Annotated in this window: 15 protein-coding genes; 4 read left to right on the top strand and 11 right to left on the bottom strand. The window is 75.3% G+C overall.

What is annotated here, in order from left to right:
* Positions 1 to 132: 132 nt before the first annotated feature.
* From HFV08_RS20500 to HFV08_RS20460, 9 genes are all read right to left on the bottom strand, one after another.
* Positions 133 to 921 carry a class I SAM-dependent methyltransferase gene (locus tag HFV08_RS20500; RefSeq protein WP_168541188.1) on the bottom strand — a complete coding sequence of 263 codons (789 nt, stop codon included), beginning with the start codon at positions 919 to 921 and terminating at the stop codon, positions 133 to 135.
* A 64-nt stretch (positions 922 to 985) separates the two neighbouring features.
* Positions 986 to 2,731, bottom strand: a complete 1,746-nt coding sequence (locus HFV08_RS20495) for an ABC transporter ATP-binding protein (protein WP_312885756.1) — start codon at positions 2,729 to 2,731, stop codon at positions 986 to 988.
* Positions 2,728 to 3,600, bottom strand: coding sequence for an ABC transporter permease (locus HFV08_RS20490; protein WP_168541187.1), 873 nt, complete (start codon positions 3,598 to 3,600; stop codon positions 2,728 to 2,730). The genes HFV08_RS20495 and HFV08_RS20490 overlap by 4 nt, the downstream gene beginning before the upstream one ends.
* Entirely contained in the window at positions 3,597 to 4,544 is a 948-nt protein-coding gene (locus HFV08_RS20485; RefSeq protein WP_168541186.1) for an ABC transporter permease, read from the bottom strand. Before HFV08_RS20485 ends, HFV08_RS20490 begins: the two co-directional genes overlap by 4 nt.
* Positions 4,545 to 4,616: 72 nt before the next feature.
* The gene (locus HFV08_RS20480) at positions 4,617 to 6,155 is read right to left on the bottom strand and encodes an ABC transporter substrate-binding protein (RefSeq protein ID WP_168541185.1); all 1,539 of its coding nucleotides are present in this window, start codon (positions 6,153 to 6,155) and stop codon (positions 4,617 to 4,619) included.
* A 146-nt stretch (positions 6,156 to 6,301) separates the two neighbouring features.
* Positions 6,302 to 6,811, bottom strand: a complete 510-nt coding sequence (locus HFV08_RS20475; RefSeq protein WP_312885755.1) for a MerR family transcriptional regulator — start codon at positions 6,809 to 6,811, stop codon at positions 6,302 to 6,304.
* An 88-nt stretch (positions 6,812 to 6,899) separates the two neighbouring features.
* Complete coding sequence (locus HFV08_RS20470; RefSeq protein ID WP_168541184.1) at positions 6,900 to 7,937, bottom strand: MDR family NADP-dependent oxidoreductase; 1,038 nt, start codon at positions 7,935 to 7,937, stop codon at positions 6,900 to 6,902.
* A gap of 381 nt (positions 7,938 to 8,318) precedes the next feature.
* Positions 8,319 to 8,903 carry a histidine phosphatase family protein gene (locus tag HFV08_RS20465; RefSeq protein WP_168541183.1) on the bottom strand — a complete coding sequence of 195 codons (585 nt, stop codon included), beginning with the start codon at positions 8,901 to 8,903 and terminating at the stop codon, positions 8,319 to 8,321.
* Positions 8,904 to 9,026: 123 nt separating this feature from the next.
* Entirely contained in the window at positions 9,027 to 10,469 is a 1,443-nt protein-coding gene (locus tag HFV08_RS20460; RefSeq protein WP_168541182.1) for an aminotransferase-like domain-containing protein, read from the bottom strand.
* Here HFV08_RS20460 and HFV08_RS20455 point away from each other — a divergent pair.
* Positions 10,468 to 11,445, top strand: coding sequence for a DMT family transporter (locus tag HFV08_RS20455; protein WP_168541181.1), 978 nt, complete (start codon positions 10,468 to 10,470; stop codon positions 11,443 to 11,445). The two genes, HFV08_RS20460 and HFV08_RS20455, sit on opposite strands and share 2 nt — an antisense overlap.
* A gap of 93 nt (positions 11,446 to 11,538) precedes the next feature.
* The gene (locus HFV08_RS20450) at positions 11,539 to 11,748 is read left to right on the top strand and encodes a DUF1918 domain-containing protein (RefSeq protein ID WP_168541180.1); all 210 of its coding nucleotides are present in this window, start codon (positions 11,539 to 11,541) and stop codon (positions 11,746 to 11,748) included.
* 53 nt (positions 11,749 to 11,801) lie between these two features.
* Here the strand turns inward: HFV08_RS20450 and HFV08_RS20445 are convergent, their stop codons facing one another.
* Positions 11,802 to 13,019: a glycoside hydrolase family 10-like protein gene (locus HFV08_RS20445; RefSeq protein ID WP_168541179.1), complete on the bottom strand. Its 1,218-nt coding sequence runs from the start codon at positions 13,017 to 13,019 to the stop codon at positions 11,802 to 11,804.
* 163 nt (positions 13,020 to 13,182) lie between these two features.
* Here HFV08_RS20445 and HFV08_RS20440 point away from each other — a divergent pair, with 163 nt between their 5' ends.
* Positions 13,183 to 14,043, top strand: coding sequence for a 3-hydroxybutyryl-CoA dehydrogenase (locus HFV08_RS20440; RefSeq protein ID WP_040254998.1), 861 nt, complete (start codon positions 13,183 to 13,185; stop codon positions 14,041 to 14,043).
* A 295-nt stretch (positions 14,044 to 14,338) separates the two neighbouring features.
* Positions 14,339 to 14,596: a hypothetical protein gene (locus HFV08_RS20435; protein ID WP_376770675.1), complete on the top strand. Its 258-nt coding sequence runs from the start codon at positions 14,339 to 14,341 to the stop codon at positions 14,594 to 14,596.
* A 41-nt stretch (positions 14,597 to 14,637) separates the two neighbouring features.
* On the opposite strand, the gene HFV08_RS20430 is transcribed toward HFV08_RS20435, so the two are convergent.
* Positions 14,638 to 15,168 (bottom strand): NUDIX hydrolase, encoded by a 531-nt coding sequence (locus HFV08_RS20430; protein ID WP_168541177.1) that lies wholly within the window; start codon positions 15,166 to 15,168, stop codon positions 14,638 to 14,640.
* Positions 15,169 to 15,203 lie beyond the last annotated feature (35 nt).

Raw genomic sequence — 15,203 nt, 5'->3', positions numbered from 1 at the left:
GGCTAGACGAACGCGGGCCAGGCGGACGGGGGCCGGGCGAGCGCGGACAGGCGAATGCGAGCCACCCGAACCCGGACCCGGCGAACGGGGCCGAATGAACGCGGCAGAGCCACGCTCACCCCAGCGCCGCCCTCACCGCACCGCCACCATCACCGCGTCCGTGGTCGAGCACCAGGCCTGGCGGGCCTCGGCGAAGCCCTGGGCGCGGAGGGTGTCGGCGTGCCACTGGACCGTGGTGGGCCGGTCGGGGCGGGGTGCCGCGTGGTCGGCCGGGGTGCGGGGATCGCCGAGCAGGGCGAAGCGGCGGGCGGCGGGTTCGGCGAGGGTCTCGTCCTCGGCGAGGCGGCGCCACCAGTGGGACCAGTCCACGGCGCCCTCGGCCAGGGCGCGTTCCTTGCGCGCGGTGTGGAAGGCGGCGACGGCGGCGTTGATGCGCGGGGCGGACTCGTCGGTCATGTGGTCGGCGTTGAGGAAGGCGCCGCCCTCCCGGACCACCTCGGCCAGCTCCCCGTACAGCCTCCGCAGCGGGGCCTCGTCCAGCCAGTGCAGGGCGGTCGCGGTGAGGACGACGTCGTAGGTGCGGTGCGGCAGGGCGGACCGCCAGTCGGGGGCGGTGAGGTCGGCGGTGACGAATGCGGCGCGGGGCTCGTCCGCGAAGTGGCCGCGGGCGATGGTCAGCAGGGCCGGGTCGAGGTCGACGCCGGTGCTGCGCGCGCCGGGGAAGCGGCGGAGCAGCCGGTCGGTGATGCTGCCGGTGCCGCAGGCCAGGTCGAGGACGCGCGGTTCGGTGCCCACCAGGGCCTCGACCAGGTCCAGCATGACCCGGAACCGCTCCTCGCGGTCGGGCAGGTACCACTCCTGCTGGCGGTCCCAACTCTCCTGCCAGGCATCCCAGTTCGTACCGCTCGCGGTCACGGTCATGCGTCCTGCCTCCTTGCTCCGGCCCCGGTGGCGGGTCCGCGGCGCTCCTCGTCACGGGCCCCCGTCAGCGCGGGACGGCCTTTCCTGATCCCTGGCTTGATCCCCGGTGCGGTCTCTGGCTTGGTCTCTGGCTTGATTCCTGTGCTGATCCCCGTCCTGCTCCCTGCTCCCGCGGTCGCGGGCCCGGTCCGGGGACCGCCGCCGGGCCCCGGTCTTCCGCCGGTTCCTGTCCGCCCGGCGCCGCCTCGACCAGCTCCCGGCCGACCGCCGAGCGGGGTGCCGCGAGCAGCGCCGCGCACTCCCCCGCCTCGGCCACCCGGCCCGCGTCGAGGATCATCAGATGCTCGGCCAACTCCCGTACGAGGCCCAGCTCATGGCTGATCCAGAGCAGGGCGGTGCCCTCGGAGCGCAGCCGGTCGGCCACCGCGAGCAGCCGGGCGGTGGCCACCGGGTCCAGGGCACTGGTCACCTCGTCGCAGATCAGCACCCGGGGCCGGGCCAGGGCGGCGCGCGCGAAGGCGGCCCGCTGGAGTTCGCCGCCGGAGAGCCCGCCGGGGCCGCGCCGGGCCGTCTCCTCGGGCACGCCCAGCTCGTCGAGCAGGGCGGCGGCCTCCGCGCGGGCGGCGGCGGGGCTCAGCGCCCGCAGTCGTACGGCGGTGCGGGCCACCTGGTCGAGCACCGGGCGGCGCGGGTCGAAGGAGCCCTTCGCCTCCTGCCAGACGTACTGGAGCCGGCGGATCTGTGCCGTGCTCCGGCGGCGCAGGACGTCCAACTCGACGCCGTCCAGGCGGACTCGGCCGCTGCGGCGCTCGTGGAGTCCGGCCAGGCAGCGGGCCAGGGTGGTCTTGCCGCTGCCGGAGCGCCCGGCGACCGCCAGGCAGCCGCCCGGGGCGAGCCGCAGGCCGATGTCGTGCAGCACCCGGCCGCGGCCCCCGGGGCGCAGCCAGGCGTGCAGCCCGCTGACCTCCAGGCCTTCGGCGGCGGCGACCGGCGGTGGGGATTGCGGGCGTGGGCGCGGCGCGGTCGGGGCGGTGCGGGGCAGCACCTCGGCGGGGCTGCCCTCGGCGGCCACCCTGCCCGCTTCGAGGCGGACGGCGCGGTCGGCCAGCGCGCGGACCAGGCCGTGGTCGTGGCTGAGCAGGAGGAGGGCGAGGCCCTGCCCGGCGAGGGCGGTGAGTTCGCGGGTCAGGTGGAGCCGGGTGACGGCGTCGAGACCGGTGCCCGGTTCGTCGAGGACCAGGACCCGCGGCCCGCAGGCCAGGACCTGCGCCAGCGCGACCCGCTGCCGCTGCCCGCCGGAGAACTGATGCGGGAAGCGGCGCAAGGTCCCCCGGTCGTACGGGAGTTGGGCCCCGGCGAGCGCGGCGGCGGCCGACTCGGCGGGGGTGCGTCCCGGCTCCGGGCGGTGCAGTCGGGCGAGTTCGGTGAGCACGGCGCCGGTGCGCCGGGCCGGGTTGAGCGCGCTGCCGGGGTGCTGCGGCATATAGGCGAGGGTGCCGCCGCGCACCTCGGCGGCGCGGTCCGTGACGCCGCCGGAGCCGAGGACGGGGACGCCCGCGACGGTGATCTCACCGCTCAGGCGCACCCCCGGCTCGTACTCGCCGAGCAGGGCGAGCGCGGTGGTGGTCTTGCCGCTGCCGGAGGGCCCGACCAGTGCGGTGACCCGGCCGGCCGCCAGCCGCAGGTCGACCCCGTCGAGGAGGAGCCGGTCCCCGGCGCGCGCGGTGAGCCCGCGGACCTCGACCAGCGGGTCCCGGCCGGCCGGCTCCCCGGTCGGCTCCCCGGGCAACTCCTCGGTCGGCGCGCTCACTTGGGTGCCTTCTGCGTCCGTACCGCGAGTGCCCTGCCCGCGCGGGCGGCCGTACCCGCCTCGGCGGCGGGGGCGAGGAGGCGGTCGGCGAGGAGGTTGAGGCCGACGGTGAACATCACCAGCATCGCGGCCGGGGCGCAGACCGCCCAGGGCTGGACGAGCAGGGCCTCGCGGCTGCCGGCGACGGTGACACCCCAGTCGGCGGAGGTGGGCTCCATGCCGAGGCCGAGGAAGTTCGCGGCGGCGACGGTGAAGACGGCGGTGGCGATCCGGGTGCCGATGTCGGCGGCGGCCACCGGCAGCACCGCCCTGCCGAGGAGGCCGAAGAGCACCCGGGAGCGGGACTCGCCCTGCATCCGCATCGCCTCGGCCACCGGGCTCCCGGCGGCGTCCAGGGCGGCGGCGCGAACCAGGCGGGCCACGGCGGGGGCGTTGAGCGCCGCCACGGTCAGCGCGATGGCGAGCGGCTGCCCGCGCCAGCCCACTCCGACCACGCTGATGACGAGGAGCGAGGGCAGCGGCAGCAGGATCTCCACCGGCCGCATCAGGATCTCGTCGACCGCCTTGTGCCTGCTCGCCGCGGCGGCGAGGCCGAGGCTGCCGCCGAGGAGGTAGGCGAGGGCGACCGCGCCGGTGGCCACCCCGAGGGCGCTGGGCCCGCCGCGCAGCAGCAGGCCCAGCACATCGCGTCCCATGCCGTCGGTGCCGAGCGGATGTCCGCCGCCCCGGGCGTAGGGGGCGCCGTCCGCGGGGGTGACGAGCGGCGCGAGCAGGGGCCCGAACAGGGCGGCCGTGAGCGGCAGGGCGAGCAGCAGGGCCGCTCCGGTGGCGAGCAGGCGCCGGGGGCGGCGCGGGGCGGGGGCCGTCATCGCAGCACCTCCGTGCGCGGGGCGAGCCGGTGGCAGACCAGGTCGGCGGCGAGGTTGACGAGCAGGGCGAGGGCGGCGAGCAGCAGGGTCAGCGCCTGCACGGTCGGTACGTCGCGGTTCTGCACCGCGTCGACGAGCGCTGTCGCGGTGCCGGGGATCGCGAAGACCGCCTCGACCACCAGGACGCCGCCGAGCAACTGGTCGCCGGTGCGGGCGAGTTCCTGCACCCCGGGCACCGCCGCGCCCGGTAGTACATGCCGCAGCACGAGCCGCCCGCGCGGCACCCCGAGGCGGCGGGCCTGCACCACGTAGCCCGCGGAGAGCGCGGCGAGGGTGCCCGCGCGGATCTGCCGGGAGAGCAGGCAGACGGTACGGGCGAGGAGCACGGCCACCGGCAGCACGAACAGGGCGGGGTGGCGCAGCAGATCGCCGCTGTCCGCGCCCACCCAGGTCGAGGGCAGCCAGCCGAGGCGCAGCGAGAAGACCGCCACCAGGGCGAGGGCGAGTACGAAGTCGGGCAGTGAGGTGAGGGCGAGCAGCACGGCGGACAGGGCCCGGTCCAGGCGGGTGCCGGCGCGCAGCCCCATCAGGAGGCCGAGCACCACGGCGAGCGGCACCACCAGGGCGGCGGTGACCGCGGCGAGCAGCAGGGTGGCCGCCAGGGAGTCCGCGAGGATCCCGGTGACGGGCCGGTGCCCGGCGAGCGAGGTGCCGAGGTCGCCGTGGAGGAGGGCGCCGGACCAGTCGGCGAAGCGCTCCACCAGGGGCCGGTCCAGGCCGAGCCGGGCCCGCAGCTCGTCGACCTGGACGGCCCCGGCCTGCTCGTTGAAGGCGACCTCGGCGGCGTCCCCGGGCAGCATCGAGGTGAGCAGGAAGACGACGACGGCGAGCACGGCGAGCTGGACGAGGGTGAGCAGGCCGCGGCGCAGCGCGTAGCGCAGCATGCTCAGCGGTCCCCTCGCCCGGTCCGGCGCGCGGCCCGGTCCCCGGCGGGCGGGGCTTCGTACGCGCTCATCTCAGGTGAGCCAGACCTTGTCGAAGCGGGCCCAGTCCACGGTGTTGGGCGGGGCGGCGCGGACGCCGTGCAGCCGGTGCGAGACCGCGTTCAGCCAGTCCGGGTGGCCCCACAGGAGCAGTCCGCCGCGCTCGCGCACGGTGCGCTGGAGGCGGCCGTAGCGCGCTCCGCGGTCCCGCTCGTCCACCACGGCCTGGGCGGCGGCGAAGTCCGCGTCGAAGTCCTTGTGCCGCCAGGCGGTGGCGTTCTGCGGGGAGTCGCGCAGCAGCCGCTGGCTGAGGTAGGTGGGGATGGGCATGGCGCCGCAGCGGTGGCTGCCGAGGGTGCCCTTGGTCAGCATGTCGGTGAAGTAGCTCTCCGGCGGGCCGCTGCGCACCTCGACGCGCAGCCCGGCCTCCCCGGCCTGCTCGGCGAAGAGATGGGCCGCGTCCACGAATCCGTCCGCGGCGGTCGAGGTGTAGAAGTCGATCTTCTTGTTGAGCAGTCCGGTACGGCGCAGCAGCCGCCGCGCCTCGTCCACGTCCCGCTCGCGCTGCGGCACGCCCTGCGGGTAGTACGTGAACCCCTTGCCGTACATGTCGTTGCCGAGTCCGCCGCGCCCGCCGAGGACCACCTCGACGAGGCGTTCGCGGTCGGCGAGGAGCTTGAGCGCCATGGCGGCGTCCGGGTCGTCGAAGGGCGGCCGGTCGGTCTTGAGCGCGATGCCCTCGGCGCCGCTGCTGGGCGCGGAGACGATCCGCACCCGCGGGTTGCCGTCGACCACGCGCGCGAAGGTCGGCGTCATCTCGTGCGCGTAGTCGACCTCGCCCGCCTGGACGGCGCTGCCGCGGGCCTCGGTGGCGGCGGAGTGGATGCGGATCTCGTCGAGGTAGGGCGCCCCGTCCCAGTGGTCGTCGAAGCGGACGGCGGTGAAGGAGCGGCCCGTGGTGAAGGAGCGGAAGCGGAAGGGGCCGGTGCCGACGGGCTCGCGGGGGTCGCGGTAGCCGCGGCGCACGACGGGGGTGCCGGTGGTGGCGAGCAGCGAGGGGAGTTCGGCGCCGGGGGCCTTCAGGACGAGTTCGACGGTGCGGGTGCCGATCGCGCGCGAGCGCCGCAGGTCGATCAGGGCGAGCGAGGGCCGGGCGAGGTGGTCGGGGGCCTTCGGGTCGAGGATCCGGGCGAGGCTGTACAGGACGTCCTCGGCCTCCAGCCGGTGCCCGTCGTGGAAGACCGCCTCGCGCAGGGTGAAGCGCCAGACGCGGGCCTCGGCGTCCGGCTCCCACCTGCGGGCGAGCCGGGGCACCGGGCGCAGGTCGGCGTCGAGGTCGACCAACTTGTCGAAGACCGCCTTGTGCCGCGCCATGTCCACGAACTGCCGCTGGGCGTGCGGGTCCATGGTCTCCTTGGCCCCGAAGCCGGGGAAGGCCGCGCGCAGGATGCCGCCGCGACGCGGGGGCCCGCCGCCCTCGCCGCCGCCGTCCGCGGAGCAGGAGGTGAGCAGCGCGGCCCCGGTGACGGTGGCGAGCCGGAGGAAGCCTCGACGGGTGCTGTCGGCCTGCACGCTGTTCCTTTTCGCCGTGATGTGCTCGCGGGGCCGGGGACGCGGAACTCCGCGTGGACCCGTTATTGCGAAGCACTCGCAATAACTTGCCTTCGCCAAGAGGGCATCACGACAGGCCGGGCACCGTCAAGAAGGCGCTCGTCACATCACCGGGCGCCGCCAACTGCCCCTGCGCGCCGCCCCATACGCCCCCTGGGCCCGCCGACGACCGGGCCGACGCGGCTCCCGCCACCACGTACACCGGCCGGAGTCGGCTCGGCGGCGGGCGTGAACTGCCCTGCCACGGCGGCCAGTTGATCGCGGAGCCGGGTGAGCCGGTCGATCTCCGCGTCGAGTGCGGCCACCCGGCCCGCCACCACATGCGCGGTGCCCGGGTGGGGCGTGCCCCCGCAGCGGCGCGGGGCCGGGTCGCCCGCCAGCTCGTCGAGGCGGTCCGCGCAGCGCCGTACGTCCCGGACCGTGAGCCCGAGGCCGAGGAGTTCCCGGACGACCCGGATCCGGGCCAGGTCCGCGGGCCCGTAGACCCGCTGGCCGGAGGCCGAACGGGCGGGCGCGGGCAGCAGCCCGTTCTGCTCGTAGAACCGCAGCGCCCTCGGTGTGGTGCCCGCGGCCGCCGCCGCGTCGCCGATCCGCATGGCCTCCTCGCCGCTCCGCATGACCGCGCCCTTCCTTCCGTACGGGTCGCGCCGGACCCGGTGCCTGCCGTCCCCGGGGCCGGTGCCGCCGCCGGGCTCGCCGGGCGGCTCACCCCTCGCCGGTGAGGTCCACGAGTACGGTGCCGAAATGGGCGCCGCCCAGCATGTCCTGCAACGCCCGCGGCGCCCTTTCCATGCCCGGGATCCGCACATGCGGGAAGCTGATCTCCCCCGCCCGCAGCCAGTCGCCGAACCGGGCCAGCCACTCGGGCCCGGCCTCGGGGTGGTCGCCGCCGTTGAGCCCGTACAGCGTGATGCCCTTGGTGATCACCCGGAAGACGTCGACGGCGGTGGGCGCGCTGCCGCCGCCCCGCGCGGGGTCCAACTGCCCGGAGAGCGCGCCCACCAGGGCGAAACGCGCGCCCTGCCGGGCCGCGAGCACGGCCGCGGCCAGCTGCTCGCCGCCCACGTTGTCCAGGAGGACGTCGATGCCCTCGGGCGCGGCGCGGCGCAGCTGCTCCTCGAAGGACCCGGCACCGCGCACCAGCACCGCGTCGTAGCCGAGTTCCGCCCGCAGCCGCTCGGCCTTCGCCGGGGACCCTGTGGTGCCGATCACCCGGGCGGCGCCGAGCCTGCGCGCGATCTGCCCGGCCAGCGAGCCGACCCCGCCCGCGGCCCCGGTCACCAGGACGGTCTCGCCCTCCCGCAGCCCCGCCAGGCGCACCAGGCCCGCCCAGGCGGCCGAGCCCGAGGACAACCGGGCCGCCGGATCGGGCAGTTCGGCCCCCACCGGCGTGCACCCCTCGACCGGGACGCTCGCGTACGTACGCCAGCCCGCCAGGTGCTCCACCAGCGCGCCCTCGGCAAGTCCGCTGCCCGGCGGCGCGCTGACGACCTCGCCGAGGGCCGGCCCGAAGAGCGTGTCACCGACGCCCAGCGGGGGCAGCGGCAGGCCCTCGGTCTCCCCGCCGAGGAGGGTGCGCAGACCGGCGAAGAGCTGGAAGTACCGGTTGCGTACGAGGACTTCGCCCGGGGCGGGCCGCGGCAGGGGCCGCTCGACCAGCTCGAAGTCGCCCGCGCGGGGCAGCCCTTCGGGCAGGCGCCGCAGACGCACCTCGGTGGCGGAAGCGGGCAGGGCGGGGCTCATGGTTCCTCCTGGCGGGACGGCGGGTGGCGATCGAGCGATCGGTGATCGGTGATCGGTGATCGGGCGGCGAAGCTAACTGCTGACCCGCACGTCAGGGGCAAGGGGGAATTTCGGTTCGGTCGTGATCGCGGTCGCGGTCGCGGTCGCGGTCGCGGTCGCGGTCGCGGCTACGGAACCGGTTTCGGCACCCGTCGCGGCCCACGGTCGCGGTCTCGACCTCAACCCCGGGCCCGGGCCCGCTTCCAGCCCCGGCAGCCCGCCCGCACCCCGGTTCGGGGGGGGAGGCGGCGGCACCCCACCAGGCCTCCTCAAGGAGGCGGCACCCTCGCTCACTTCACAGTTGGGCGCGCCCCCAGCCTCCTGACCGGCGCCCCGGCCCCCTCACCAGGCGGCGCCCCCGCCCTCCAGGCACAGGCTCCACCGGCCCTGGTGCCCGTCGAGGACCACCGTGGAGAGCGGGCGGGCGTCGATGTTCCAGTACGTGCCGGGCGGGGCCTTGAGCGCGTAGACGACGGCGGCGCGTACCACCGAGGCGTCCGCGACGGCGAGGACGCGGCCGTCGGCGGTGACCGGCCGGGTGTCCAGCCAGCGGCCGATGCGGCTGATGAAGCCGAGCAGCGACTCCCCGCCGTGCGGGGCCGAGCGGGGTTCGCCGAGCCAGTGGTCGACCGCGCCCGCCTCGTGGGCGGCGACCTCGGCCAGGGTGTGCCCGCGCCAGCGGCCCATGTCGCAGTCGCTCAGGGCGGGTTGGGGCAGGGCGGCGTAGCCGAGCGCGTGGGAGGTGTCGCGGCAGCGCGGGGAGGGTCCGCAGTAGCGCAGTTCGGCCACGCCCAGGGGCACCAACACCGGTGCGGCGAGCTGTACTTGGTCCCAGCCCAACCGGTCGAGGGGACGGTCGTCACCGAAGCGTTCGGAGAGCAGTGAGGTGCTGCGCGCGGCTGCGAGAAGCGTGACCCGAACAGGCATGCGGCGATCGTGGAGGCGCGCGCCCGGGCGGTCAAGGGCGCATGCCGGGCGCTCGGCCACGCGTGCGCGCCGGTTCGTGCCCGGGGGCCCCGCCGCCCGGGCGGCCGTCCGGGCGGCCGCGCCTCAGCCCCGCACCTCCGACCAGGCCTCACCGAGCCGCTTCACCCCTTCCGCGACCTCCGCGGTGCTCGCCACGGCCGCGTAGGTGAGCCGCAGATGCGGGGCCGGGGGTTCGGCGCTGAAGTAGGGGCGGCCGGGCGCCACGGCGACACCCCGGCGCAGCGCGGCGGCGGCGAGCGCGCCCTCGTCCGCGCCGTCCGGCAGCCGCAGCCACAGGTGGTAGCCGCCCAACGGGAGGTGGGTGAGGGCGAGTTCGGGCAGCACGGCGCGCAGTGCGGTGGCCATGGCCGTCCGCCGCTCGGTCAACTCGGCGGCCACGGCGCGCAGATGGCGCGGCCAGGCGGGGGCGCCGACCAGTTCGAGGGTGGCCTCCTGGAGCGGGCGGGGCACGAAGAAGTGGTCCACCACCTGGATGGCGCGCAGCCGCTCCAGGACCGGGCCGCGGGCGGCGAGGCAGCCGATCCGCAGGCTCGGCGAGGTGGCCTTGGTCAGCGAGCAGACGTGCACCACCACGCCCTCGGTGTCCTCGGCGGCGAGCGGCCCCGGCAGCGGTCCGCTGTCCTGGTGGGCGAGGCGGCGGATGTAGTCGTCCTCGACGACGAAGGCCCCGGCCTCCCGGGCGAGGGCGAGCACCTCCCGGCGGCGCCCGGCGGCGAGCACCGCCCCGGTCGGGTTCTGGAAGAGCGGCTGGCAGACGAAGACCCGGGCCCCGGTCGCGCGGAAGGCCTCCGCGAGGAGTTCGGGCCGCACCCCCTCGGTGTCCACCGGCACCGGCACCGGGCGCAGGCCCGAGGCGCGGGCGATGGCCAGCATGCCGGGGTAGGTCGGCGACTCGACGAGGACGGGGGCGCCGGGGCCCGCCAGCGCCCGCAGTGCGGTGGTCAGGGCGTTCTGGCCGCCGGAGCAGACCAGGACCTCGGCCGCGGTGACCGCGCCGCCGATGCCCCGGGCGAACCAGTCCCGCAGCTCGGCGAGCCCCTCGACCGGCGGCCTGCCCCAGGCGCCGGGCCGCCGTCCGGCCCGGGCGAGGGCGCCGGACATCGCCCGCTCCGGCTGGAGCGAGGGGTGCAGATAGCCGCCGTTGAACTCGATCACCCCGGCGGGCGGCGCGGCGAGGGTGGCGAGCACCCCGGAGGCGTCGACCGTCCGGGGCACCGCCTCCGCCGTCGACTCGGCGCTGAGCGCGACCTCCTGCCAGGAGGTGTCGCCCACCACCGGCCGGGCCCGGCCCCCGGCTCCCGGGGCGCGGAAGGCGCCGGCGCCGGGGCGGGTCACCACCAGCCCCTCGGCGACCAGGACTCCGAGCGCGCGGGAGACGGTCACCGGACTGACCCGGTAGCGCTCGACGAGCTGTCGACTCGACGGCAGCTTCTCACCGTCCGAGTAGCGGTTCAGTTCACCGCGCAGCCTTTCGGCCAGCTCACCCACGCTGCTACGCTCGTTCATGAGGACAGAGAATAGCGCTACCGACGCAAGCCCGGTAGCAGTCGCCCCACCGCCGGCCACCCCGGGACCCACCGGTACGAGGGCCGGGAGCACCCCCTCGAACACCACCGGCACCACCGGCCCCGCCGCCGGAACCGCCCTCGCCGCGCTCGGGGTCCTCGCCTTCTCGCTGACCTTCCCGGCCACCGCCTGGGGCCTGGAGGGCTTCGGCCCCTGGTCGCTGGTGACGGTGCGCTCCGTCCTCGCCGCGCTGCTCGCCGGGGGCTGCCTGCTCGCCCTGCGGGTGCGGCCGCCCGCCCGCCGCCACCGGTGGCCGCTGGCCGTGGTCGCCGCCGGGGTGGTGCTCGGCTTCCCGCTGCTCACCACCCTCGCCCTGGAGACCTCCACCACCTCGCACGCCGCCGTGGTCGTCGGACTGCTGCCGCTGACCACGGCCCTGTGCTCGGCGCTGCGCACCGGGGCCCGGCCCTCGCGGACCTTCTGGACGGCCGCCTGCGCGGGCGCCGCCGCCGTACTCGCCTTCACCCTGACCCAGAGCGGCGGCGCCCTGAGCCGGGCGGACCTCTACCTCTTCGGGGCGCTGCTGATCTGCGCCGCCGGGTACACCGAGGGCGGCCGCCTCGCCCGGGAGATGCCCGGCTGGCAGGTCATCGGCTGGGCACTGGTCCTCGCGCTGCCGCTCACGCTGCCCGGGGCGGCCCTCGCGCTGACCGCCGAGCCCGCGGCGCTGACCGCGCACAGTGTCACCGGGCTGCTCTGGGTGGCCGCCGGTTCGCAGTTCCTCGGCCTGGTGGTCTGGTACCGGGGCATGGCCGTGATCGGCATCCCCAAGGCGAGCCAGCTGCAGCTCGCGCAACCGCTGCTCACCCTCGGCTGGTCGGTGTGGCTGCTCGGCGAACCGCTCGGCTGGGCGGCCCCGGTGACCGCCCTCGCCGTCCTCTTGTGCATCGCGGCCACCCAGCGGGCCCGCGGCTGAGAGTCGCGCGCGGCCCCGCGGTCGTAAACTGGCCGGGCGGACAGGACCGGGCCGGTGAGCGGCTGTCCTGGCAGTACGAGGAGGTGACTCCCGATGCGCGCGACCAAGGGTGACGAGCTGCGGGTGCACGGCAGGGTCGTGGGCCAGCAGGACAAGGTCGCCGAGATCGTCGAGGTGCTGGGCCCGGGCGGGAATCCGCCCTATCGCGTCCAGTTCGAGGACGGGCACCGGGCCATCATGTCGCCGGGGCCGGACAGCGTCGTCCAGCACCGCGGCGAGAGCGGCCGGACCGGGCAGGAGTAGCGACTCCCCGAGGCAGCCCGGCCCGGGGCCGATCCCGCGGGGGCGCCCCGCTCTCAGGCGGGCGGCACGGCCCGGTCGCGGTAGTGGCCGGTGACGATGCGGCGCAGCGCCCCCGAGGGGTCGCGCACCACGTCCTTCGCGGCGAAGTACACATGGCCCCGCACCTCGGGCGTCTTCCCGGCGAGCGCGAGGTGCCGGGAGAGTTCGGCCGGATCCCGCCAGGCCCTTGGCTGCGCCGGGTCGCCCGCCTTGTAGAGCGCCTCGCCGGTGTAGAGCCGGACCCCGGTGCCGCGTACCACCCCCGCCCACCAGGGCAGCAGTTCCGCGTAGTCGGCGCCCTTGTTGCCCAGGTGCCAGTAGAGCTGCGGGCAGACGTAGTCGATCAGACCCTCGCGCACCCAGCCGCGGGTGTCCGCGTACAGCTCGTCGTAGGACTGGAGTCCCGCGCTCTTCGAGCCCCGCGGGTCGGTGGAGGCGTTGCGCCAGATCCCGAAGGGGCTGATGCCGAAGGCGGTGCCCGGGCGGAGCTTCTTCAGGGCGGCACCGGTCTCGCGCACCAGGCGGGTCACGTTGTCCCGCCGCCAGTCGGCCAGGCTCCGCCCGCCGCCGTGCGCCTTGAAGGCCGCGGCGTCGTCGAAGCGCTGTCCGGCCACCGGGTACGGGTAGAAGTAGTCGTCCCAGTGCACCGCGTCCAGCGGGTAGCGGCGGACCGCGTCGAGCATGGCCTCCCGTACGAAGCCGCGGACCTCGGGCAGGCCCGGGTTGTAGTAGAGGGAGCCGCCGTAGCGGACCGTCCAGCCGGGGTGCTTGCGCGCGGGGTGGCTCGCGGCGAGCCGGGCGGGGTCGTCGTGCTGGGCGATGCGGTACGGGTTGAACCAGGCGTGCAGCTGGAGCCCCCGGCTGTGCGCCTCCTTCACCGCGGTGCCCAGCGGGTCCCAGCCGGGGGCCTTGCCCTGGGTGCCGGTGAGCACGGCCGACCAGGGCTCGTGCGGCGAGGGCCACAGGGCGTCGGCGGCGGGGCGGACCTGGAGGACGACGGTGTTGAGGCGGCGGCGGACCGCGGTGTCGAGCAGGGCGAGGAGTTCGTCACGCTGGGCAGTGGCGCTCAGCCCGGGCCGCGAGGGCCAGTCGCGGTTGGCGATGCTCGCCACCCACATCCCCCGCAACTCCCCCTGTTTCGCGGGTGCGGGGCGGGCGGCGCCGGTTGCCGTCAGACCGGCGAGGGTCAGTGCCGCGGCCGTGCTGAAACCGCGTCGGCTCATGCGTTCCATGCGTCGGACCTCACATCAGATACTCGTAGATTTCGGGCATTTCGCCGCTAAGCATGCCCGACCCGGCCCGTGGACCCGTGGATGATCCGGAGTAACGTGCAGGGGCGAGGCGGACGCCGAGACCCGGACGGCCGCCGGCTTGAGGATCAGCGAAAGGTGCCTTGTGACCGACATCGAACGCGTCGGAGTAGTGGGCTGCGGCCAGATGGGAGCGGGCATCGCAGAGGTCTGCGCCCGCGCCGGACTGGACGTCATGGTCGCCGAGACCACCGGCGAAGCCCTGGAGATAGGCCGCACCCGGCTTTACAACTCCCTCTCCCGGGCCGCCCAGCGGGGCAAGATCAGCCAGGAGGAGTTCGACTCCACCCAGGCGCGGCTCAGCTTCACCACCGACCTCGGCGAATTCGCCGACCGCGACCTGGTCATCGAGGCGGTCGTGGAGAACGAGCAGGTGAAGACGGAGATCTTCCAGGTCCTCGACCAGGTGGTGACCCGCCAGGACGCGATCCTCGCCTCCAACACCTCCTCCATCCCGCTGGTCAAGCTCGCGGTGGCGACCTCCCGCCCCGACCACGTCATCGGCATCCACTTCTTCAACCCGGCGCCGGTGCAGAAGCTGGTCGAGCTGATCCCGGCCCTGACCACCTCCGAGGGGACCGTCGCCCGGACGCAGTCCATGGTGGAGAAGGTGCTCGGCAAGCACGCCATCCACGCCCAGGACCGCTCGGGCTTCGTGGTGAACGCCCTGCTCATCCCCTATCTGCTCTCCGCGATACGGATGTTCGAGTCCGGCATCGCGAGCCGCGAGGACATCGACAACGGCATGGAGCTGGGCTGCGCCCACCCGATGGGCCCGCTCAAGCTGAGCGACCTGATCGGCCTGGACACGGTGGCCTCGGTCGCCGACTCGATGTACGCGGAGTACAAGGAGCCGCTCTACGCCGCTCCCCCGCTCCTGCAGCGGATGGTCGACGCGGGCCGCCTCGGCCGCAAGACGGGCTCCGGCTTCTACGCCTACGCCTGAGCCCCCCGCCCGCTCCTTTTCGGACGGACCCGGCACCTCCTTCTGAGCCCTCCACCCGAGCCCCGCGCCTCCGGGTGGAGGGCTCCGGTGCGGGCACCTCCACCCCAGGGCGTCACTTTCCGTAGGCGATTACGCGCCATATCCGGCCCGGAACTGCCCCCTCCGCCTTTCACACGGTGTGTGCGGAGCGCTCACGCATATGCCCCGTCCACACCCTCCCGCCGCGCCCACCAGCGGAGTTGACTCGTATTCGCACACACGAGCGACAGTTTCGAGAGAAATGGGAGGCCGGTACGTGACCGCCGAACACGAGCGTCTCTTCGACCAGGACGAATGCAGGGAGTTACGAAGGGACCTGGACGTGGGGCTCGCGCGGGTGGAGGGCAGGCTCGCCCTGCTCACCCAGCGCGATGAACAGAGCGCCAAGGAGCAGGACGAGCTGAACGCCCGCCTCTCCGCCCTCGAACACACCCGGTGGCCGCTGCCCGCGATCACCGCGCTCACCGCGGCGGGCGCCCTCGCCGTCACCCTGTGGGCGACCTTCGGGCGCTGAACCGGTGAACGCGCGCCGGGGCGGCGGCCGTCGGGCGCGGCTCAGCCCAGGCGCAGATGGTGCAGCAGGAGCAGCGCCGCCGCCATGTTGGCGGCCGGTACCTCACCGCGGGCGATCAGGTCGGGGACCAGCTTGAGCGGGACCCACTCGCGGCGGTCCGACTCGAAGGCGTCCTCGGGCTCGCCGGTGCACCGGGCCTCGTCGGCCCAGTAGATGTGGTGCCGGGCGTCGGTGATGCCGTTGGAGGGCTCGACGCTCATCAGGTGCCTGAGCGGTCCGGGCCGCCAGCCGGTCTCCTCGTGGAGCTCCCTGGCCGCGGCCGCGGCGAGGTCCTCGCCGTCCTCGACCACGCCCGCGGCCAGCTCCCAGCCCCAGCTGTCGGTGATGAACCGGTGCCGCCACAGCAGCAGCACCTCGTTGGCGGCGTTGACCACGGTCGCCGCGGCCACCGGGCGCATCCGTATCAGGAAGTGGTCCAGGTGCCGGCCGTCGGGGAGTTCGACGTCCGCGAGGTTCACCTGGAACCAGGGGTTGCCGTACACGGTCTCTTCGCTCTGCTTCGCCCACTGCACGTGGAGCCACCTCCGGGGGTACGGGGAGTAGTGGC

Source organism: Streptomyces physcomitrii, assembly GCF_012273655.1.
GTDB lineage: Bacteria > Actinomycetota > Actinomycetes > Streptomycetales > Streptomycetaceae > Streptomyces > Streptomyces physcomitrii.
The sequence above is the reverse complement of the archived record's forward strand: the minus strand, read 5'-3'. Positions and strand labels throughout refer to the sequence as shown.